Source organism: Micromonospora sp. L32 (assembly GCF_052068055.1).
GTDB lineage: Bacteria > Actinomycetota > Actinomycetes > Mycobacteriales > Micromonosporaceae > Micromonospora > Micromonospora purpureochromogenes.
In genome coordinates, this window is the sequence record NZ_JBQHDD010000003.1 from 160596 (window position 1) to 180841 (window position 20246).

The 20246-nt window shown below is 72.4% G+C and carries 18 protein-coding genes; 9 read left to right on the forward strand and 9 right to left on the reverse strand.

All coding sequences use genetic code 11. The features are described 5' to 3' along the window. Positions 1–54: 54 nt before the first annotated feature. Positions 55–543, reverse strand: coding sequence for a transcriptional regulator NrdR (gene nrdR / locus ACTMTB_RS09650; protein WP_154942834.1), 489 nt, complete (start codon positions 541–543; stop codon positions 55–57). Positions 544–1121: 578 nt separating this feature from the next. Here nrdR and lexA point away from each other — a divergent pair. Further along, positions 1122–1907 (forward strand): transcriptional repressor LexA, encoded by a 786-nt coding sequence (lexA, locus tag ACTMTB_RS09655; protein ID WP_154942833.1) that lies wholly within the window; start codon positions 1122–1124, stop codon positions 1905–1907. 108 nt (positions 1908–2015) lie between these two features. Here the strand turns inward: lexA and ACTMTB_RS09660 are convergent, their stop codons facing one another. Together ACTMTB_RS09660 and hflX are read right to left on the reverse strand one after the other, a co-directional pair. Then, the gene (locus ACTMTB_RS09660) at positions 2016–3722 is read right to left on the reverse strand and encodes a hypothetical protein (protein WP_441144279.1); all 1707 of its coding nucleotides are present in this window, start codon (positions 3720–3722) and stop codon (positions 2016–2018) included. Between the two features lie 49 nt (positions 3723–3771). Continuing rightward, positions 3772–5217: a GTPase HflX gene (hflX, locus tag ACTMTB_RS09665; RefSeq protein ID WP_441144281.1), complete on the reverse strand. Its 1446-nt coding sequence runs from the start codon at positions 5215–5217 to the stop codon at positions 3772–3774. A gap of 177 nt (positions 5218–5394) precedes the next feature. On the opposite strand from hflX, the gene ACTMTB_RS09670 reads away from it, so the two are divergent. Continuing rightward, positions 5395–6867, forward strand: a complete 1473-nt coding sequence (locus ACTMTB_RS09670) for an NAD-dependent malic enzyme (protein WP_441144283.1) — start codon at positions 5395–5397, stop codon at positions 6865–6867. A gap of 79 nt (positions 6868–6946) precedes the next feature. On the opposite strand, the gene dapF is transcribed toward ACTMTB_RS09670, so the two are convergent. Genes dapF through ACTMTB_RS09685 form a run of 3 tightly spaced genes read right to left on the reverse strand, consistent with a single transcriptional unit; the run spans position 6947 to position 9478 of the window. Then, complete coding sequence (dapF, locus tag ACTMTB_RS09675; RefSeq protein WP_441144285.1) at positions 6947–7792, reverse strand: diaminopimelate epimerase; 846 nt, start codon at positions 7790–7792, stop codon at positions 6947–6949. 7 nt (positions 7793–7799) lie between these two features. Further along, positions 7800–8825, reverse strand: a complete 1026-nt coding sequence (gene miaA, locus ACTMTB_RS09680) for a tRNA (adenosine(37)-N6)-dimethylallyltransferase MiaA (RefSeq protein WP_441144980.1) — start codon at positions 8823–8825, stop codon at positions 7800–7802. Then, the gene (locus ACTMTB_RS09685) at positions 8708–9478 is read right to left on the reverse strand and encodes a hypothetical protein (protein ID WP_441144287.1); all 771 of its coding nucleotides are present in this window, start codon (positions 9476–9478) and stop codon (positions 8708–8710) included. Before ACTMTB_RS09685 ends, miaA begins: the two co-directional genes overlap by 118 nt. Before the next feature lie 152 nt (positions 9479–9630). Here ACTMTB_RS09685 and ACTMTB_RS09690 point away from each other — a divergent pair, with 152 nt between their 5' ends. Both ACTMTB_RS09690 and ACTMTB_RS09695 read left to right on the forward strand, forming a co-directional pair. Then, entirely contained in the window at positions 9631–10839 is a 1209-nt protein-coding gene (locus tag ACTMTB_RS09690; protein WP_441144289.1) for a DUF349 domain-containing protein, read from the forward strand. A gap of 449 nt (positions 10840–11288) precedes the next feature. Then, positions 11289–12884: a cellulase family glycosylhydrolase gene (locus ACTMTB_RS09695; RefSeq protein ID WP_441144291.1), complete on the forward strand. Its 1596-nt coding sequence runs from the start codon at positions 11289–11291 to the stop codon at positions 12882–12884. A gap of 60 nt (positions 12885–12944) precedes the next feature. Here ACTMTB_RS09695 and miaB read toward each other — a convergent pair whose 3' ends face one another. Further along, positions 12945–14480, reverse strand: a complete 1536-nt coding sequence (miaB, locus tag ACTMTB_RS09700) for a tRNA (N6-isopentenyl adenosine(37)-C2)-methylthiotransferase MiaB (RefSeq protein ID WP_441144293.1) — start codon at positions 14478–14480, stop codon at positions 12945–12947. A 52-nt stretch (positions 14481–14532) separates the two neighbouring features. Between miaB and ACTMTB_RS09705 the strand changes: the two genes are divergently transcribed. Beyond that, complete coding sequence (locus tag ACTMTB_RS09705; protein WP_154942825.1) at positions 14533–14760, forward strand: DUF2277 domain-containing protein; 228 nt, start codon at positions 14533–14535, stop codon at positions 14758–14760. A 114-nt stretch (positions 14761–14874) separates the two neighbouring features. Here the strand turns inward: ACTMTB_RS09705 and ACTMTB_RS09710 are convergent, their stop codons facing one another. Both ACTMTB_RS09710 and selD read right to left on the reverse strand, forming a co-directional pair. After that, positions 14875–15354 carry a hypothetical protein gene (locus tag ACTMTB_RS09710; RefSeq protein ID WP_280836429.1) on the reverse strand — a complete coding sequence of 160 codons (480 nt, stop codon included), beginning with the start codon at positions 15352–15354 and terminating at the stop codon, positions 14875–14877. A gap of 258 nt (positions 15355–15612) precedes the next feature. Continuing rightward, positions 15613–16608, reverse strand: a complete 996-nt coding sequence (gene selD / locus ACTMTB_RS09715; protein ID WP_441144982.1) for a selenide, water dikinase SelD — start codon at positions 16606–16608, stop codon at positions 15613–15615. Between the two features lie 192 nt (positions 16609–16800). Here selD and ACTMTB_RS09720 point away from each other — a divergent pair, with 192 nt between their 5' ends. From ACTMTB_RS09720 to ACTMTB_RS09735, 4 genes are read left to right on the forward strand one after another with little or no spacing between them, the layout of a single operon-like run. Next, positions 16801–17556, forward strand: a complete 756-nt coding sequence (locus ACTMTB_RS09720; protein WP_441144296.1) for an amino acid ABC transporter ATP-binding protein — start codon at positions 16801–16803, stop codon at positions 17554–17556. 58 nt (positions 17557–17614) lie between these two features. Continuing rightward, positions 17615–18490 (forward strand): glutamate ABC transporter substrate-binding protein, encoded by an 876-nt coding sequence (locus tag ACTMTB_RS09725; RefSeq protein WP_350797597.1) that lies wholly within the window; start codon positions 17615–17617, stop codon positions 18488–18490. Between the two features lie 42 nt (positions 18491–18532). Next, positions 18533–19240, forward strand: coding sequence for an amino acid ABC transporter permease (locus ACTMTB_RS09730; RefSeq protein WP_154942820.1), 708 nt, complete (start codon positions 18533–18535; stop codon positions 19238–19240). Beyond that, complete coding sequence (locus tag ACTMTB_RS09735) at positions 19237–20208, forward strand: amino acid ABC transporter permease (RefSeq protein WP_441144299.1); 972 nt, start codon at positions 19237–19239, stop codon at positions 20206–20208. Before ACTMTB_RS09730 ends, ACTMTB_RS09735 begins: the two co-directional genes overlap by 4 nt. Positions 20209–20246: the final 38 nt, after the last annotated feature.

Genomic DNA, 20246 nt, shown 5'->3' on the forward strand with positions numbered 1-20246 from the left:
CCTCGTCTGCGCGGTCACCCACCGCGCGTCGTTCATCTGTCAGAAACTCGAAAATCAACTGGTCCGGCCGGCGGCCTCGACCGCGTCGGCGCGGGCGCGCGCGGCGGCCCGCAGCGTCTCGATCTCACGCTCGAAGTCGGCGAGCGAGTCGAAGGACCGGTAGACGCTGGCGAAGCGGAGGTAGGCCACCTCGTCCAGGTCCCGCAGCGGGCCCAGGATCGCCAACCCCACCTCGTGGCTCGGGATCTCGGCGGCCCCCTTCGCCCGCACGGTCTCCTCGACCTTCTGCGCCAGCAGCGCGATCGAGTCCTCGTCGACCGGCCGGCCCTGGCACGCCTTGCGCACCCCGCCGATGATCTTCGTCCGGCTGAACGGCTCGGTCACCCCGCTGCGCTTGACCACCGCGAGCACGGCCTCCTCGACCGTGGTGAACCGCTTGCCGCACTCCGGGCAGGAGCGGCGACGACGGATGAGCTGCCCGTCGTCGGCCTCCCGCGAGTCGACCACTCGGGAGTCGGCGTGTCGGCAGTACGGACACCGCATAGCCTGACCTCCTTGATCGACCGTGGGCGCCCGCCGACCGTCTCCGGGCACGCGTCGGCCCGGCGGGACCACCGTCGGTGGCCGTCGCCGTCGTCGACGGTACGGGAGTGCGGTCGGTAGTCGAACCCAACCTGTAGGCAACTTACGCCCGTGTGACTACTACATCTAGGGGTCGACCGTATGCCGCCGACGAGCAGTGGTCAAGTTGGCGGCGTGTCCGGCGCGTCACCTGAAAAACCATCTGCGCGCCGCCCGCCGACATCCCCAACGGCACGGCACGCGGGAGGTTACCGCCCGTCCGGGTGGGACACGGGAAACGGACGGGCATCGCGAAAGCACCTGGCGAGTCGAACAGGAGTTCGACGACGGCGTACCATTTATCAGAACGCGCGTTCGAGTTTCCAGCATTACCGTGCCGACACGCCGACGGCAGGTCGTACAGATGTTTGAAAATGACCGATCCCACCTATACGGTCATGAACAACCGGGCGCGTCGCAGGACGTCGGGCCCGGCCCCGCAACACCCCGCACGCACCACGAGCCGCCAAGGCACCCAGCGCCGACCAGGGAGGACGGACGTGACCGAGGACCGGGCCAGCCGGCCGAAGAACCCGCAGCAGATCGCCGAGGCGGGTCCGCCGGCCACTCGGCGCCCCCGCCCCGCCCGCAGTCGGACGGGGCAGCCGGCCGTGCGCGCGGTCACCCCGGTGGTCAGCAGCTTCCCCGACCCGGCCACGGTCGACCTCACCGCCCGGCAGCGCCGGATCCTGGAGTTCATCCGCAGCTGGGTCGAGCGGCAGGGCTACCCGCCGAGCGTGCGCGAGATCGGCGAGGCGGTCGGGCTGGTCTCCCCGTCGAGCGTCGCCTACCAGCTCAAGGAGCTGGAGAAGAAGGGCTTCCTGCGCCGCGACCCCAACCGGCCGCGCGCGGTGGACGTCCGGGCCCCCAGCGACGCCGTCGACGACGAGCTGAGCCGCTCCCAGCGGCCCACCCCGGCGTACGTGCCGATGCTGGGCCGGATCGCCGCCGGTGGGCCGATCCTGGCCGAGCAGGCGGTGGAGGACATCTTCCCCCTCCCGCGCGAGCTGGTCGGCGAGGGCGAGGTCTTCATGCTCCAGGTCAAGGGCGACTCGATGCTCGACGCGGCGATCTGCGACGGCGACTGGGTGGTGGTCCGGCAGCAGCCGACCGCCGACTCCGGTGAGATCGTGGCCGCCATGCTCGACGGCGAGGCGACCGTCAAGACCTACCGGCGGCGGGACGGGCACGTCTGGCTGATGCCGCAGAACCCGGCCTTCGACCCGATTCCCGGCGACGACGCCACCATCATGGGCCGGGTCGTCGCGGTGCTGCGCCGGATCTGACCCCACACGCACCCGACGGGTGGCCGCCCCCAGGGGCTGCCACCCGTCGTCGCGTCCGGCCACCTGCCGGCGTGCCCGGCCGGTCACGTCAGCGCGGTGCTGCTCGTCTCAGTACCGTTCACCCCGGCCGGGCGGCTGTCCGTACCCGTACTGGCCGCCCCGCCGGTCGTCGTACCCGTCGTCGTGGCGCGGGCCGGAGCGCGGGTCCCGGGGGTGCCGACGCGGAGGTTCCGCGCGTCCGCCACCGCCGTAGACGCCGCCACCTCGTGGGTCGCCGCCGCCGCGCGGTCCACCGCCGTTCGGCGCGCCGCCGGGCGGGCCACCCGGGCCACCGCCACGCGGGCCGCCCCCGCCCTGGGGAGCGCCCGCCGGGGCGCCACCGTAGACACCGCCGCCCGCCGGCCGACCGCCGCCGTAGACACCGCCACCCGGACGGCCCCCGCCCGGCCCGGCCGGACGCCCGCCGGCCGGCACCCCGGGCCCGTCGGGACGGCCACCTGGGTGGCCGCCGCCGTAGACGCCGCCGCCCCCGGGCGCGCGGCCCGGGGCGCCACCGGCCGGCGCGGGGCCGCCGTAGACGCCGGCGGCGGGAGCGCCGCCGTAGACCCCACCGCGCGGACCGTCCCGGTCGCCGGGGCCGAAGCCCTCGTCGGGGCCGCGGTCGATCGCCCCGGAGGAGAACGGGTCGTCGCCGTCCCGGCTGTCGTCGGCCGGGGCGGGCCGGCGCCGGGACCGCAGGATGCCGACGATGCCCGCGCCGACCAGCAGCGCGCCGAGCACGCCGATCGCGCCGATCAGGTACGTGATCTGGTCCAGGCTGAGCGAGTCGTACCAGGACTTCTCGGCCACCGGCTTCTGGAGGCCGTCGGCACGGGCGAGCGCCTCGGCCCCCGTCGTCGACGGGGTGTACGCGAGGATGTCGATCTGGTCGTCGGGGCTGAGCGTGCCGGCATCCGAGACGGTCAGGAACGTCTTCCCGTCCGGGGTGTAGGAGATCGCCTCCCCGAACGGGTCGGCCAGCGGGGTCACCAGCGGCTTGCCGGTGGTCAGCGCCGCCACGATGTCGTCGCCCGTCACGTCGTACTCGAAGGCGTCCGCGTAGGTGCGCAGCACCACCTTCGAGCCGTCGGGCGAGCGCGCCGCCCCGGTGATCGACACCCGGCCGAAGATGTTCATCGGGTTGTCGGTGGTGGTTTCCGGCAGCGCGATCTCGCCGACCTTCTTCATCGGCACCGGCTCGGTGTCGCCGTTGCGCAGCTTTCCGGTCGGCGTGTAGATCCCGGCCTTGCCGCTGGGCACCTTGGTGATCACCAGGGGCAGGTTGTCGGCGCCGACGAGCAGGGCCTCGGCGTCGTGCGGCTTCCCCTCCGGGTACGACAGCCGGTGCAGCACCGGCTCCTTGCCCCCGCCGATCGGCATGGTCCACACCGCGATCCGGCTGCGCCGGTCCTTACCCGGGTTGTCGCCGATGTCGGCGATCCAGAGCGTCTTGCCGTCCGGCGAGACGGCCAGGTCCTCGGTGTCGAAGGGGCCGGCCCCGGTGTAGCGGACCGGCTCCTTCGAGATCCGGCACTTCGTGTCGAGGTAGAAGACCCGCTTGCGGCTCTCCTGCAAAGAGCTGTCGTTGACCACGATGTAGCCGCTCCTGGTGGCCACCAGCCCGGACATCTCGCGCAGCCGCTCGTCGGTCACGGTGCAGCGCTTCTTGGGAGCGGGAGCGGAGGTCGCCGGTGCCGCCAGGGCGACACCGGTGGACGCCACGGTGGCCCCCAGCAGACCGAGGGCAACCGTGACCGAGGAAACAGCGCGGCGCATTGCGCCAGTGTCGCATGCCGCGGTGAACGGGCGTGTCACGCCGGGAGCGCTACCGCGCCCCGGCGACCGCCTCCACCGCGGCGTACGGCGCCAGCTCGGCGGCGAGCGCCGTACCGACGCGCACGTGCAGCAGGGTGCCCTCGGGCAGGTGGGAGGTGCTCAGCACCTCGCCCTGCCGGTGCAGCCGGGCCACCAGGTCACCCCGGTCGTACGGGAGCACCGCGCGGACCTCCACCGCCGGGCGGGGCAGCCGCTCCTCGACGGCCTGTCGCAGCCCGTCGATGCCGCGCCCGCTGTGCGCGGAGACGAAGATCGCGTCCGGCCAGAGCCGCTTGAGCCGCAGCAGGGTGTCCTCGTCGGCCGCGTCGGTCTTGTTGACCACCAGCAGCTCGGGCAGCCGGTCGGCGCCGACCTCGGAGAGCACCTCGCGGACCGCCCGGACCTGCTCCTCCGGGTCCGGGTGGGCACCGTCGACGACGTGCACCACCAGGTCCGCCTCGGCGACCTCCTCGAGGGTCGAGCGGAACGCCTCGACGATCTGGTGCGGCAGGTGCCGGACGAAGCCGACCGTGTCGGAGAGGGTGTAGAGCCGGCCGTCGGAGGTGGTGGCCTTGCGGGTGGTCGGGTCGAGGGTGGCGAAGAGCGCGTTCTCGACCAGCACGCCCGCGCCGGTCAGCCGGTTGAGCAGGCTCGACTTACCGGCGTTGGTGTAGCCGGCGATGGCGACCGCGGGCACGGCGTTACGGGAGCGCCGGGCGCGCTTGGTCTGGCGTACCGTCTTCATGCCCTTGATCTCGCGGCGCAGCCGGGAGATGCGGGTGCGGATCCGGCGCCGGTCGGTCTCCAGCTTGGTCTCACCGGGACCACGCAGACCCACGCCGCCGCCGGCGCCGCCACCGCGACCGGAACCACCGGTCTGCCGGGACAGCGTCTCACCCCAACCGCGCAGGCGCGGCAGCAGGTATTCGAGCTGGGCCAGCTCGACCTGCGCCTTGCCCTCCTTGCTCTTGGCGTGCTGGGCGAAGATGTCGAGGATCAGCGCGGTCCGGTCGACGACCTTGACCTTGGTGCGCTGCTCCAGGTTGCGCAGCTGGGACGGCGACAGCTCACCGTCGCAGATGACGGTGTCGGCGCCGGTGGCGAGAACCATCGCGCCCAGGTCGTCGACCTTGCCCCGGCCGATGTACGTCGCCGGGTCCGGGCGGGTGCGCCGCTGGATCAGCCCCTCGAGCACCTGCGAGCCGGCCGTCTCGGCCAGCGCCGCCAGCTCGGTCAGCGAGTTCTCCGCGTCGTTCTGCGTGCCCTCGGTCCAGACGCCCACCAGGACCACCCGCTCCAGGCGCAGCTGCCGGTACTCGACCTCGGTGATGTCGGTGAGTTCGGTGCTGAGGCCGGGGACGCGCCGCAGCGACTGACGCTCCGACAGTTCCATCTCGCCGGTGGTGACATCGAGCTCCTCGTCCTCGAAGGGCACGAAGCTCTCCTGGTTCCGCAAACCGATCTCCTGTCCGTTTTTTGCCGCTAAGGAAAGTAATCCTGACATGTGGCAACGCCGGACGCACCTGCTATATGCCCGCCCCTGAGGTGGCAAAAGTCGGGGGCGGATGCCGGGCGACCTCGGCAGGCGGGTAGAAATGCCTGGCGAGCCGCTCAGCGTCGACGGAGGGACCCCGTGGCAATCACCCGACTACCGAGTGCCGGATTTTCGATCACGATCCGGATCGCGGTGCCCGCGGACGCCTCTTCGATCGGCCGGCTGACCACCGCGGTCGGTGAGGCCGGCGCGATCGTCACCGCCCTCGACGTGGTCGACTCCGACCCGACCAGCGTCATCGTCGACCTCACCTGCGACACCGCCGACGCCAGCCACGCCGACCAGGTGGTCGACGCGCTGACCGCGCTGGACGGCGTGGACGTGCGCAAGGTCTCCGACCGGACGTTCCTGCTGCACCTCGGCGGCAAGATCGAGGTCAGCCCGAAGGTGGCGCTGCGCACCCGCGACGAGCTGTCCCGCGCGTACACCCCAGGGGTGGCCCGGGTCTGCATGGCGATCGCCGAGAACCCGGCGGACGCCCGCCGGCTGACCATCAAGCGCAACACCGTCGCGGTGGTCAGCGACGGCTCGGCCGTGCTCGGCCTGGGCAACCTCGGGCCGGCCGCCTCGCTGCCGGTGATGGAGGGCAAGGCGGCGCTGTTCAAGCGCTTCGGCGGGGTGGACGCCTGGCCGGTGGTCCTGGACACCCAGGACACCGACGAGATCGTGCAGATCGTCAAGGCGATCGCCCCCGCGTACGGCGGGATCAACCTGGAGGACATCGCCGCGCCGCGCTGCTTCGAGATCGAGGCCCGGCTGCGCGAGGCGCTGGACATCCCGGTCTTCCACGACGACCAGCACGGCACCGCGATCTGCGTGCTGGCCGCGCTGACCAACGCGCTGCGCGTGGTGGGCAAGCAGCTCCCGGACGTCCGGGTGGTCGTCTCCGGAGCCGGCGCGGCCGGCACCGCGATCATGAAGCTGCTGCTGCGCCAGGGCGTGGGCGACATCATCGCGTACGACCGGCAGGGTGCCCTGCACCGCGGCCTGACCGGGCTCAATCCGGCCTGGCAGTGGCTGGCGGAGAACACCAACAAGGAGAACTACGCCGGCGACCTGCCCGGGGCGGTCCGCGGCGCGGACGTCTTCATCGGGGTGAGCGCGCCCAACCTGCTCACCGGCGACGACATCGCCACCATGGCGAAGGACTCGATCGTCTTCGCGCTGGCCAACCCGGACCCGGAGGTCGACCCGCGGGAGGCGCGCAAGCACGCCGCGGTCGTGGCCACCGGCCGCTCGGACCAGCCGAACCAGATCAACAACGTGCTCGCCTTCCCGGGCGTCTTCCGGGGCATGCTCGACGCGCACGCCGAGGAGTTCACCGAGGAGATGGCGCTCGCCGCGGCCCGGGCCATCGCGGACGTGGTCGGCGAGGAAAAGATCAACCCGACGGTGATCGTGCCCAGCGTCTTCGACTCCCGGGTCGCCCCGGCGGTCGCCGCCGCCGTCCGCGCCGCCGCCCAGAACCCGGCCACCGCGCCGCGACCGGCCGCCGACTCGGGCCCGGCCGACCTCCCCGAGATCGCCGCCAACGCCTCCGCGACCCCCTGACGCCCGCCTGCGGGTACGCCCGCTGACCCCGGACGGACGAGTCGGCTCAGCGCCACGTCCTGGCGGGTCGGCGGGTGCCTCAGGGGAGCAGGGTGGCGGGGGTGACGGTGCCGGTGGCCACCAGGACGGCCGGGCCGGCCAGCCAGCAGGAGTCGTCGGTGACGGTGACCGTCAGGCGGCCGCCGGGGACGTCCACCGCGACCGTGCCGGTGTCCCGGGCGGCGTCGCGCAGGGCCACCGCGGCCACCGCGCAGGCGCCGGTGCCGCAGGAGAGCGTCTCGGCCGAGCCCCGCTCGTAGACCCGCATCAGCACGTGCCCGTCGGTGCCGGCGACCGGCTCCCCCGAGGTGATGAACTCGACGTTCACGCCGGCCGGGAAGACCCCGGCGTCGTACTCGGGCGCGTGGGTCAGGTCGAGGGTGGCCAGTTCCAGCCCGGCCGGCAGCGCGCAGACCAGGTGCGGGTTGCCGACGTCAACCGCCGCGCCGGGCAGGGTCAGCCCGCCCAGGGTGGCGGTCGAGGCGTCGTACACCCGGGGGCGGCGCATCTCGACGGCGATGGCGTCGGTCTCGACCCGCGCGCGCACGACGCCGGCCCGGGTGGCCACCGGCAGCGCCACGCCGGCGGGGGTGGCCAGCCCGTTCTCCAGCAGGTAGCGGACGAAGACCCGGGCGCCGTTGCCGCACATCTCCGCGAACGACCCGTCGGAGTTCCAGTAGTCCATGAACCACTCGGCCTCGTCCGCCAGGGCGGCGCCCTCCGGATGCTTCGCCGCCCGCACCACCCGCAGCACGCCGTCGCCGCCGACGCCGCGCCGCCGGTCGCAGATCGCGGCGACCAGCCCGGGCGTCAGGTCGAGCGCCCCGTCCGGGTCGGGCAGGATGACGAAGTCGTTGCCGGTGCCGTGGCCCTTGGTGAACTCCACGCCCCCATCATCCCCGATGCTCGCCGACCATCCGCAGCGCAGTGTCGACAAACGCCGGCGAGGCCGAGTCGAGCCAGTGGATCCGCGGGTCGCGGCGGAACCAGGAGCGCTGCCGGCGGACGAAGCGCCGGGTGGCCCGGACCGTCTCGTCGTGCGCCTCGACCTCGGTCAGCTCCCCGGCCAGGAAGCGCAGCACCTGCTGGTAGCCGAGCGCCCGGCTGGCCGTCCGCCCCTCGGGCAGGCCGTGACCGACCAGCTCACGGGTCTCGGCGACCAGCCCGTCGGCCCACATCCGGTCCACCCGCAGCGCGATCCGCTCGTCCAGCAGCGCGGTGTCCAGGTCGACGCCGAGCTGCACCGACGGGTAGTACGGGGTCGGTTCGGGCAGCGAGGCGGTGAACGGCGCCCCGGTCAGCTCGATCACTTCGAGGGCCCGGACGATCCGCCGGCCGTTGCCGGGCAGGATGCCGGCCGCGGCGGCCGGGTCGGCCTCCGCCAGCCGGGCGTGCAGCGGGGCCGGCCCCACCGCCGCTAGCTCCGCCTCCAGCCGCTGCCGCACCGCCGGGTCGGTGCCGGGGAACTCGAACTGCTCCAGCACCGCCCGCACGTACAGCCCGGAGCCGCCGACCAGCAGCGGCACCCGGCCCCGGGCCAGGATGTCGTCGACCGCCGCGCGGGCCAGCCGCTGGTACTCCGCGACGCTGGCCGGCTCGGTGACGTCCCAGATGTCCAGCAGGTGGTGCGGCACGCCCTCCCGCTCGGCCGGGGTCAGCTTGGCCGTGCCGATGTCCATGCCCCGGTAGAGCTGCATCGAGTCGGCGTTGACCACCTCACCGTCGAGCGCGTGCGCCAGGGCGATGCTCAGCGCGGACTTGCCGGCGGCGGTCGGACCGACCACCGCCACCACCGTGCCGGTCACGCCGGCTCCCAGGACGCCACGACGTAGGCAACGCCGTAGGGCGCCGAGTAGTGGCGCACCCCGCCCCGCCAGTCGCCGCCGGCCGCGCGGACCGCGCCGGCCAGCACCTGCCAGGGCGCCCGCCCGGCCACCCGCAGCTCTGCCGACAGCACCGGGTCCAGGCCGAGCAGGGCGTCGGCGTCCGCGTCGGCCAGGGCCCGGGCGACCCCGTCGTCGTACGCCTCGGCGCGCGGGTCGTCGTAGCCGGGCGCCTGCCGGCCCCGGCACGCCGACCCGTCCCCGAGCACCAGCAGCGCGACCCGGCGATCGGGCTCGCCGGCGAGTGCCGCCCCCAGCTCGGCGCAGTCCGCTGGCGACAGGTCGGTCGCCACCGACCGGGCCAGCCGGGGCAGCGAGGTTCCCGACCGGCCGATCAGCCAGGCGCCGACGGTCAGGCTCAGCGGCAGCCGCTCGCCACCGGCGCAGTTGGTCTTCCAGAGCGGGACGCGCCGGTCCAACCCGTACGCCCGCAGCGAGCCGAAGTCCGCCGCGTCGAACGTGGTGGTCCGCGGCCCGTCGCCGACCAGCAGGACCACGTCCGGCGCGGCGGCGAGCAGCCCGGTGACGGCGTCGTCACAGGCGGCGCGGAGGTCGTCCAGCTCAGCGGCGGCGGCGCCGGCCAGCTCGGGCACGATCAGGGGCGGGTGGGGGCAGACGGCGGCGGCGACCAGAGGCACGGGTTCACGGTAGCCGGACGCGCCGGTGCGTCCCCGCGCCGATCCGGTCATTGCAGCGGTAGGACACCGTATGGTCACGGTCGACGACAGGCGCTTCACACTCACGGGGGCGGACCTGTGACAATGCCGGGAGTAACTTGGCTGCGCCGTGGCGGCGTTCGCGGGGTCCGCCCCGTCGACGCCGGGAGAACGAGGATGGGCACATGAGCGACTGGACTGCCTTCGGACGGGTGGACGCGGACGGCACCGTGTACGTCAAGACCGCCGAGGGCGAGCGGGTGGTCGGATCCTGGCAGGCGGGTGCCCCCGAGGAGGGGCTGGCCCACTTCGCCCGACGCTTCGCCGACCTGGTGACCGAGGTGGACCTGACCGAGGCCCGGCTCAACTCGGGCGCGGCGGACGCCGGCCACTCCCTGACCACGATCCGCCGGATCCGCGCCTCGCTGGCCGAGGCGCACGTCGTCGGCGACATCGACGCCCTCGCCGCACGGCTGGACAAGCTCGCCGCCGTCGCCGAGGAGAAGGCCGGCGAGGCCAAGGCCGCCCGGGACGCCGCCCGCGGCGAGGCGCTCGCCCGCAAGACCGCGCTGGTCGAGGAGGCGGAGAAGCTGGCCGCCGAGTCGACCGGCTGGAAGACCGCTGGCGACCGGCTCAAGGAGATCCTCGACGAGTGGAAGACCATCCGCGGGGTCGACAAGAAGGCCGACGGTGAGCTGTGGAAGCGGTTCGCGGCCGCCCGGGACGGGTTCACCCGCCGCCGGGGCGCCCACTTCGCCACCCTGGACCAGCAGCGCAAGCAGGCGCAGACGGTCAAGGAGGAGCTGGTCGCCGAGGCGGAGAAGCTGAAGGACTCCACCGACTGGGCGGCCACCGCCAACCAGCTCAAGGAGCTGATGAACCAGTGGAAGGCCGCGCCGCGCGCCTCCAAGGAGGCCGAGCAGAAGCTCTGGGAACGGTTCCGGGCCGCCCAGGACGCCTTCTTCAGCCGGCGTAGCGAGGTCTTCTCGGCCCGCGACAACGAGCAGCGGGCCAACCTGGAGCGCAAGCAGGCCCTGATCGCCGAGGCCGAGGCGCTGGACGTCGACGCCGACCCGAAGGGCGCGCAGGCCAAGCTGCGGGAGATCCAGGCGCAGTGGCACGAGGCCGGCCGGGTGCCGCGGGAGGCCGCCGCCGGGCTGGAGCGGCGGCTGCGGGCCGTGGACGACAAGGTCCGCGAAATCATGGACTCGGCCTGGCGGCGGACCACCAAGGAGGACAACCCGCTGCTCGCCCAGATGCGGGCGCAGGTGGCCGAGGCCGAGGAGCGGCTGGCCCGGGCGCAGGCCGCCGGGGACGCCCGCCGGATCAAGGAGGCCGAGCAGGCGCTCGCCTCCAAGCGGCAGTTCCTCCAGCTCGCCGAGCAGGCCGGCTGACGCCGTAACGCTCCGGGAGCCCCGGTCCCTCGACGGGACCGGGGCTCCCGCGCATCTGCCCCCACCCCACACACCCCCCAAGACGCACATACAGAGAAAGCGGGCTCATTCCGCGACGGATAGGCCCGCTTTCCGGGAAAGTGCGCCCGGGGGTGGGGTCGGGGGGTGGGCGGGGGGTGGGAAAGCATGGTCCTGGTGGGGGCGGTTGACGCATCGAGGTGTGCTGATCAGAATGGGCGGCAGAGCCAGGTCAGGCCCCGGCGCGAGGGCATCGACGGTGGACACCGCCGTCGGGAGTCGCCGGTGTCCGTAGCGAGTGGAGGCGTCCGCGGGACGCCGTCCGCCGCGCGCTGTCCGCGTACCCGCGGAAGAGCGCGGCCACCCACCTGGCCCTCCGCCCCTCGCGCCGCCTGAGCACGGCGCGGCGGGGCATCCGAAGTGGAGCTCGCATGCACCGACCCACCGCCCTCGGCGGCGCGCTCACCGCGCTCGCCACCGCCGCGGCCGGCGTCCTCGTCGCCGCCGCCGTCAGCACCACCCCGGCGGCCGCCGCCGTCGGCGGCACCGGCACCGGCTACCTGCACACCAGCGGCAACAAGATCGTCGACAGCACCGGCGCCACGGTCCGGCTCACCGGCATCAACTGGTTCGGCATGGAGACGGACAACAAGACGTTCCACGGGCTCTGGTCGAGCAACCCGTGGCGCGGTCAGCTCGACAAGATGGCCAGCCTCGGCTACAACACGCTGCGCATCCCCTACTCCAACGACGCGCTGAAGCCGGGGGCGACCGCCAGCGGGATCAACGACTTCGTCAACCCCGACCTGGTCGGGCTCTCCCCGTTGCAGATCCTCGACAAGGTGATCGACTACGCCGGCGGCAAGGGGATGCGGGTCATCCTGGACCGGCACCGGCCGACCGCGGCCGGGCAGTCGCCGCTCTGGTACACCTCGACGGTCTCCGAGGCGACCTGGATCAACGACTGGAAGATGCTCGCCCAGCGGTACGCGGGCAACCCGACCGTGATCGGCGCGGACCTGCACAACGAGCCGCACGCCGAGGGCACCAACCCGGCCGCCACCGGCGCCTGCTGGGGCTGCGGGGACACCGCCCGAGACTGGCGGCTGGCGGCCGAGCGGGCCGGCAACGCGATCCTCGGGGTGCAGCCGAACTGGCTGATCTTCGTGGAGGGGGTGAGCTGCCCCAGCGGCGGGCTGTCGAACGTCTGGGACGGCGACACCAGCAACGACGAGGACTGCGGCTGGTGGGGCGGCAACCTCACGAAGGCCAAGGACTTCCCGGTCCGGCTGAACGTGGCGAACCGGCTGGTGTACTCGCCGCACGAGTACGCCACGTCGGTCTACCGCCAGACCTGGTTCGACGCCCCCGACTACCCGGCGAACATGCCGGCGATCTGGGACAAGTACTGGGGTTACCTGCACAAGCAGAACATCGCGCCGATCATGATGGGCGAGTTCGGCAGCACCCTCGCGGACCCGAAGGACAAGGTCTGGCTGGAGAACCTGATGGCCTACACCGGCACCGGGATGTCCTTCACCTACTGGTCCTGGAACCCGAACTCCGGTGACACCGGCGGCATCGCGCTGGACGACTGGACGAACATCAACACCACCAAGCAGGCCATCCTCCAGCCGTACCTGATCCCGCCGGTGGGCGGCGGTGGCCCGTCGCCGACGCCGACCACCCCGGGCCCGACGCCGACCACCCCGGCGCCGACCGGCGGCTGCACCGCCAGCTACCAGCAGGTCAACGCCTGGCAGGGCGGCTTCCAGGGCGAACTGACCGTGAAGAACACCGGCACCGCCGCGGTGAACCCCTGGTCGGTGACCTGGGCCTGGCCGTCCGGGGTGAGCCTGGCCAGCGGCTGGAACGCCACGGTCACCCAGTCCGGCACGACGGTCACCGCCGCCGCGCCCGACTGGTCGCGGTCCCTCGCGGCCGGGGCGTCGGTGACGATCGGCTTCACCGCCAACGGCGCGGCGTCCGCGCCGGGCACGGTGAAGCTCAACGGCACCGCCTGCTGACCGCCCCCGACACGCCGACGGCCGGGGCCTCCGCGGAGGTCCCGGCCGTCGGCGGTGGCGTCAGTGCGCGGCGCAGCCGGTCGTCGGCGCGGGCGCGGCGGCCGGCGCGCCGACCGTGGGCAGCCCGAGCAGCACCCCGGGGGTACGCGGGGAGCGCCCCGCCTCGGCGGCGTCGCCGGCCCGGGTACGCCGGTGCGACAGCGGCTCGCCGTCGGCGTTGAGGTGGTGCGGGGCCGCGTACGTCACGGTGGTGTGCACGATGTCGCCGGGACGGATCTGCCCGACGAGCGAACCGGCGTCGCCGTGCTGGCCGTTCGCTCCGGCTGCGCCGGTGGCGAAGTGGACCAGCCGCCCGTCGCGGGCCCGGCCGGACATCCGGCCGGTGCGCTCGTCCTTGCGCCCCTCGCCGACGGCGACCAGCACCTCGACGGTCTCCCCCACCAGGCGCTTGTTCTCCGCCCAGGTGATTTCCTCCACGCAGGCGATCAGCCGCTCGTAGCGCTCCTGCACGACCTGCTTGGGCAGCTGGCCGTCCATGGTGGCCGCGGGCGTGCCGGGGCGCTTGGAGTACTGGAAGGTGAACGCCGAGGAGAACCGGGCCTCGCGGACCACGTCCAGGGTGCGCTGGAAGTCGGCCTCGGTCTCGCCGGGGAAGCCGACGATGATGTCGGTGGTGATCGCCGCGTCCGGCATCGCCGCCCGGACCTTCTCGATGATCCCCAGGTACTTCTCCGACCGGTACGAGCGGCGCATCGCGCGCAGCACGTCGTCGGAGCCGGACTGCAACGGCATGTGCAGCGAGTGGCAGACGTTCGGCGTCTCGGCCATCGCGGCGATCACGTCGTCGGTGAAGTCCTTCGGGTGCGGGCTGGTGAACCGGACCCGCTCCAGCCCGTCGATGTCACCGCAGGCGCGCAGCAGCTTGCCGAACGCGTACCGGTCGCCGAACTCCACGCCGTAGGAGTTGACGTTCTGCCCGAGCAGGGTCACCTCCAGCACGCCCTCGTCGACCAGGGCGCGCACCTCGGAGAGGATGTCGCCGGGGCGGCGATCCTTCTCCTTGCCGCGCAGGGAGGGCACGATGCAGAACGTGCAGGTGTTGTTGCAGCCCACCGAGATCGACACCCAGCCGGCGTACGTCGACTCGCGCCGGGTGGGCAGCGTGGACGGGAAGACGTCGAGGGATTCGAGGATCTCCACCTCGGCGGCGGTGTTGTGCCGCGCCCGCTCCAGCAGCACCGGCAGCGAGCCGATGTTGTGCGTGCCGAAGACGACGTCGACCCACGGCGCCTTGCGGACGATGTCGCCGCGGTCCTTCTGGGCCAGGCAGCCGCCGACGGCGATCTGCATGCCGGGGTGCTTGTCCTTCACGGGGCGCAGATGACCCAGGTTGCCGTAGAGCCGGTTGTCGGCGTTCTCCCGGACGGCGCAGGTGTTGAACACCACCACGTCCGGGTTGTCGTCGACCTCGGCGGCGCGCACGTAGCCGGCCTGCTCCAGCAGGCCGGAAATGCGCTCGGAGTCGTGCACGTTCATCTGGCAGCCGTAGGTGCGCACCTGGTAGGTGCGCGGGCTGCTGGCGGCTGCGGTAGTCATGACGTGCACAGCGTATCCGGGCCGACCGGGTGGACCCGAACGAGGAGGAGCCATGTGCCGAAGCATCAAGACCCTGCGTGAGCCGTACGTGCCGGAGGTGACGCCGGCCGACATCGAGGCGGCGGCGTTGCAGTACGTCCGCAAGATCTCCGGCTTCCGCGCCCCGGCCGCGCACAACGCCGAGGCGTTCGACGCGGCGGTGCGCGCGGTGGCCGCCGCCACGGCGACCCTGCTCGACCAGTTGCAGGTCCGCGGCTCCCGCCCGGCGCGGGCCGGCTGAGCCCGGGTCGGCTGAGCGGGGGGCCGGCTGAGCGGGGGGCCGGCTGAGCCCGGGCCGGCTCAGTCGGGGCCGGCTGAGCGGGGGCCGGCCCCGGCGGGGGCGGTCACGGCGAGGTCAGGCCGCGGCGAGGGCCGGGTTGACCGAGTCGGGCGCCCAGCGCGAGCGGTGGCACCGGGACCAGCCCCGGCAGCCGGGATGGGCCAGCGTGCAGAGCCGCTGGTTGCTGAGCACCTCGCCGTCGTCGGTCTCGGTCACGTCGAAGTGCACCGGGCGGATCGTGCCGTCCGGCGCGACCAGCAGGTGCCGGCCGGCGTCGAGGGTGTCGTCGGTCAGCAGGCAGTTTCGGTCCAGCAGCCGGGCCAGCGCGGCGATGCTGGTGCGCTCGTTCAGCCGCTCGGGCACCCCGTAGCAGTCCACCACCGTGCCGAACTCCCCCGGCGCCTCCCACACGTCGCAGATCACCGCGTACGTGGGCAGCCGGGCCGGGTCGGCGACGGCGAGGGGCATCACCACCCGACCGAGCGCCTCGGCCAGCGCGGGATACACCTCCACGGGTGCCGCCCCGTCGATTCTCCAGTTCCACAGCTCGGTCATGCCGCCTCCTCGCTGCGTTCGTCCCACCGGCCTCCGGATCGGGCCTTACTGACGATGGTGGGGTGCATTTGACCTCAGCCGGGGGCAAGTTACCGGTCTGTGACCATTACGGGCAAAATTTCCTCGGGCGCCGTTGCACCGAGTAGCGGGAAGATGACAGTTTATCGGGTATGGTGCCCGATCCGGGCAACCGGGGCCGGCGGGTTCGTGTCGGATTCGCGCCTCGTGGCTCCTCCTCGCCGTGGACCGGCGGGCGGGTCAGCGGAGCACGAGGCGGTGCTCGCCGGCGGGCAGCAGCTCGCCGACCACGGTGCCACCGGGGACCTCGCCGGCGACCAGCAGCCCGCCGGAGGTCTGCGCGTCGGCGAGCAGCAGCCGGTCCGCCTCGTCGGTGGACCCGAAGTCGGTCCACGGGGTCACCCAGTCCAGGTTGCGCCGGGTTCCGCCGCTGACGTACCCGTCCCGGACGGCCTCCCGCGCGCCCGGCAGGTACGGCACCCGGGCGGTGTCGATCGCGATCGTGAGGCGGCTGGCCCGGGCCAGCTTCGCGGCGTGCCCGAGCAGGCCGAAGCCGGTGACGTCGGTGCCGCAGCGGATGCCGGCCGCGACCGCCGCGCGGGCGGCGTCGGAGTTGAGCGCGACCATCGAGGCGACCGCCTCGGCGAACCGCTCGCCGGTCCGCTTGTGCCGGGTGTTGAGCACCCCGACGCCGAGCGGCTTGGTCAGCGACAGCGGCAGGCCGGCCCGGCCGGCGTCCAGGGTGATCAGCTCCTCGGGGCGGACCACGCCGGTGACGGCCAGGCCGTACTTGGGGCCGTCGTCGTCGACGCTGTGCCCGCCGGCGAGGTGGCAGCCGGCCTCCCGGGTCACGTCCTGCCCGCCGCGCAGCACCTCGCGGGCCAGCTCCAGCGGGAGCACCTCGCGCGGCCAGCAGAGCAGGTTCAACGCGACCAGCGGGGTGCCGCCCATGGCGTACACGTCGGACAGCGCATTGGCGGCGGCGATCCGGCCCCAGTCGTACGGGTCGTCGACCACCGGGGTGAAGAAGTCGGCTGTGCTGACCAGCCCGGTCCGCGCGTCCAGGCGGACCACCGCGGCGTCGTCGCCGTGGTCCAGCCCGACCAGCAGTTCGGCGGTGCCGGCGGCCCGGCCCAGCCCGGCCACCATCGCCTCCAGCTCGCCGGGCGGGATCTTGCAGGCGCAGCCGCCGCCACGGGCGTAATCGGTCAGGCGGACCCGGTCGGTCATCCCCACATGATCTCGGCGGAGCGCCACCACCGCCACTCGGACTCCCCCGCGGCGGGGCGGAATTCGGACTCCTGGGCACGGCCGGCAGTGGTGTTACCGCTCCGTGACCAACCAGGTTGCGTTCCGCCACTTCACCCCGCCTACAGTTGCCCAACCGGGGGTCGACCGACCCCGCTTCCGGGACAGACGACAGGGACGGTGTACGACGTGACGACGGGCGAACCGCTCATCGTGCTGGACGGGGTCAACAAGTACTTCGGCCCGCTGCACGTGTTGGACGACGTGTCGCTCTCCGTCGGCAAGGGCGAAGTGGTCGTGGTGATCGGCCCGTCCGGCTCCGGCAAGTCGACGCTCTGCCGGACGATCAACCGGCTGGAGCCCATCGACTCCGGCACCATCACCTTCGACGGGCAGCCGCTGCCCGCCGAGGGTCGGGCGCTGGCGAAGCTGCGCAGCGAGGTCGGCATGGTCTTCCAGTCGTTCAACCTCTTCGCGCACAAGACGATCCTGGAGAACGTCACCATCGGCCCGATCAAGGTGCGCAAGGAGAAGCCGGCCGTCGCCCGCGAGCGCGGCCTGGCCCTGCTGGACCGGGTCGGCATCGCCAACCAGGCCGACAAGTACCCCGCTCAGCTCTCGGGCGGCCAGCAGCAGCGCGCCGCGATCGCCCGCGCGCTGGCCATGCAGCCCAAGGCGATGCTCTTCGACGAGCCGACCAGCGCGCTCGACCCGGAGATGGTCGGCGAGGTGCTGGACGTGATGACCTCGCTGGCCCGCGACGGCATGACCATGGTCGTGGTCACCCATGAGATGGGCTTCGCCCGGCACGCCGCGAACCGGGTCATCTTCATGGCCGACGGCCAGCTCGTCGAGGACGCCCCGCCGGCCGAGTTCTTCGCGAACCCGCGCAGCGAGCGGGCCAGGGACTTCCTCTCCAAGATCCTCACGCACTAGGCGTCCGTACGTGGAGCACGCCGTCCTCCGGCGGGCTCCGTCCAAGAAGGAGATGAGTATGCGTATCAAGCGCGTAGCCGCGCTCGCGGCGGCCGCCACCCTGGCGCTCGGCATGGCCGCCTGCGGCGGCGATTCCGACGAGGGCACCGGCGCCGGCAGCAAGTCGTTCGCCGCCGGCAGCACCATGGAGAAGCTCAACAAGGCCCAGAAGATCAAGATCGGCACCAAGTTCGACCAGCCGGGCTTCGGTCAGAAGGGCCTGTCGGGCAAGCCGGAGGGCTTCGACGTCGAGATCGCCAAGATCATCGTCAAGGAGCTCGGCATCCCCGAGGACAAGATCGAGTACGTCGAGACGCCGTCGAAGGTCCGTGAGGACGTCATCGTCAACGGCACCGTCGACCTCGTCGCGGCGACCTACACGATCAACGACAAGCGCAAGGAGCGCATCGCCTTCGCGGGCCCGTACTACGAGGCCGGCCAGAACATCCTGGTCAAGAAGGACGACACCACGATCACCGGCCCGGACTCCTTCAAGGACGGCACCAAGAAGGTCTGCTCGGTCACCGGCTCGACCCCGGCCGAGACGATCAAGCAGTACGTCAAGGACGTCGCCACCCAGCTGGTGCTCTTCGACACCTACGACAAGTGCCGGGACGCCCTCAACGGCGGCCAGGTCGACGCCGTCACCACGGACAACGTGATCCTGCTCGGCTACATCGCCAAGAACGAGGGTTCCTTCAAGCTCGCCGGCGACAACTTCACCAAGGAGCCGTACGGCATCGGGGTGAAGAAGGAGGACGCCGCGTTCCGCACCTTCATCAACGACACGCTGGAGAAGGCGTTCGCCGACGGCAGCTGGAAGAAGGCCTGGGACGACACCGCCGGCAAGTTCGGCGCGGAGCTGGGCACCGCCCCGACCGTCAACCGCTACTGATCTGATCCTTCGATCGCCGAGGGTGGGGAGGAACACCGACCCGTGAACGTGCTCATCGACAAGTTCGACGTCTTTGCGGGTGGTTTCTGGCTCACCCTCCAGATCTGCGTACTCGCCGCGATCGGCGCCCTGCTCCTGGGCGCCGTCGTGGCGGTACTCCGCATCTCCCCGGTGCCGCCGCTGCGCGCGGTCGGCACCGGGTATGTGAACGTCTTCCGGAACATGCCGCTGACCGTGGTGATGTTCTTCGCCGCCTTCGGCCTGCCGGCGCTCGGCTCCAACGCCGACTTCCTGCGCATCCCCGGCCTGGACGCGGTGTTCAGCCGGCTCGACACCGACCTGCCGTACTTCCGCTTCGCCCTGATCGCCCTGGTGCTCTACACCGCCGCGTTCGTCTGCGAGGCGCTGCGGTCCGGGGTGAACGCGGTGCCCGCCGGGCAGGCCGAGGCCGCGCGGTCGCTCGGCCTGACCTTCGGCCAGAACCTGCGGTACGTGGTGCTGCCGCAGTCCTGGAAGGCCTCGGTGGTGCCGCTCGGCTCGGTCATCATCGCGATGATCAAGAACTCCGCGCTGGCCGGCTTCTTCGGGGTCGTCGGCGATCTGTCGGCCACGGCCGACCAGCTCACCGGAGCCGAGGGCTACGCCTTCATCCCGGTCGCCATCGGCATCTCGATCGGCTACCTGATCATGACCGTGCCGCTCGGCGCCCTGCTGGACCGGATCGAGAAGCGACAGGCGGTGGCCCGATGAGTCAGCAGACCAGCGTCCTCTACGACGTCCCCGGCCCCCGCCAGCAGCGGATCACCCTGATCAGCAGCGTGATCGCCGGGGTGGCCCTGCTCGTCGGGGCGTACTTCCTGATCTACCGGCCGCTGGACGAGAAGGGCCAGTTCTCGATGGAGCTGTGGGGGCCGCTGGTCGACCCCTCCAACGAGAACTTCTCCCTGGTCTGGGACCGGATCGGGCTCGGCTTCAAGAACACCCTGATCGCGGCGGCGCTGGCCATCGTCGCGTCGTTGGTGATCGGGACCCTGCTGGCCGTGCTGCGCATCCAGCTCAAGAGTCTGACCCGGCGCCGCTTCACCGGGCTGGCGACGCCGGTGGCGTACCTGCTGCGCGGGCTGAGCCTGCTGCTGTCGGCGGTCACCCGGGTCTGCGTCGAGGTGTTCCGCGGCCTGCCCGTGGTCATCACCATCTTCTTCGTGGCCCGCGGGTTTCCCGAGTTCGGCGCCTCGTTCGACACGCTCTGGTACCTGGTGATCGGCCTGACCATCTACAACTCGGTGGTCATCGCGGAGATCCTCCGCTCCGGCATGGAGGGGCTGCCCGGCGGCCAGGGCGAGGCCGCCGCCGCGATCGGCCTCTCGCCGATGCAGGCCACCCGGATGATCCTGCTGCCGCAGTCGTTCCGGATCATGCTGCCGGCGCTGATCAGCCAGCTGGTCGTCGTGCTCAAGGACACCTCGCTCGGCTTCATCATCAGCTACGAGGAGACGCTCAACATCGGCAAGCAGATCATCGGCGTGCTGGGCAACCCGATCCAGGTCTACGTCGTGATCGCCGTGCTCTTCATCGTGGTCAACTACTCGCTGTCGAAGCTGGCGCAGTACCTTCAGCGCCGGCTCTCGCAGGGCCGCAAGACCGCCGGCACCCCGGCGCAGAACCCGCCGCCCGCGGCGCTCATGTCGCAGAGCGAGAGCAGCGGTACGGGCCTCTGACCCGACGTACGACGAGAGGGCCGGCCCACGCGGGCCGG

Coding starts and splice junctions, on each gene's coding strand:
- ACTMTB_RS09710 (WP_280836429.1), bottom strand. CDS start 15,354: ATGACCGAGCTGTGGAACTGGAGAATCGACGGGGCGGCACCCGTGGAG.
- ACTMTB_RS09705 (WP_154942825.1), top strand. CDS start 14,533: ATGTGCCGAAGCATCAAGACCCTGCGTGAGCCGTACGTGCCGGAGGTG.
- nrdR (WP_154942834.1), bottom strand. CDS start 543: ATGCGGTGTCCGTACTGCCGACACGCCGACTCCCGAGTGGTCGACTCG.
- ACTMTB_RS09685 (WP_441144287.1), bottom strand. CDS start 9,478: ATGACCGGATCGGCGCGGGGACGCACCGGCGCGTCCGGCTACCGTGAA.
- miaB (WP_441144293.1), bottom strand. CDS start 14,480: ATGACTACCGCAGCCGCCAGCAGCCCGCGCACCTACCAGGTGCGCACC.
- ACTMTB_RS09695 (WP_441144291.1), top strand. CDS start 11,289: ATGCACCGACCCACCGCCCTCGGCGGCGCGCTCACCGCGCTCGCCACC.
- ACTMTB_RS09735 (WP_441144299.1), top strand. CDS start 19,237: ATGAGTCAGCAGACCAGCGTCCTCTACGACGTCCCCGGCCCCCGCCAG.
- ACTMTB_RS09725 (WP_350797597.1), top strand. CDS start 17,615: ATGCGTATCAAGCGCGTAGCCGCGCTCGCGGCGGCCGCCACCCTGGCG.
- ACTMTB_RS09660 (WP_441144279.1), bottom strand. CDS start 3,722: ATGCGCCGCGCTGTTTCCTCGGTCACGGTTGCCCTCGGTCTGCTGGGG.
- ACTMTB_RS09690 (WP_441144289.1), top strand. CDS start 9,631: ATGAGCGACTGGACTGCCTTCGGACGGGTGGACGCGGACGGCACCGTG.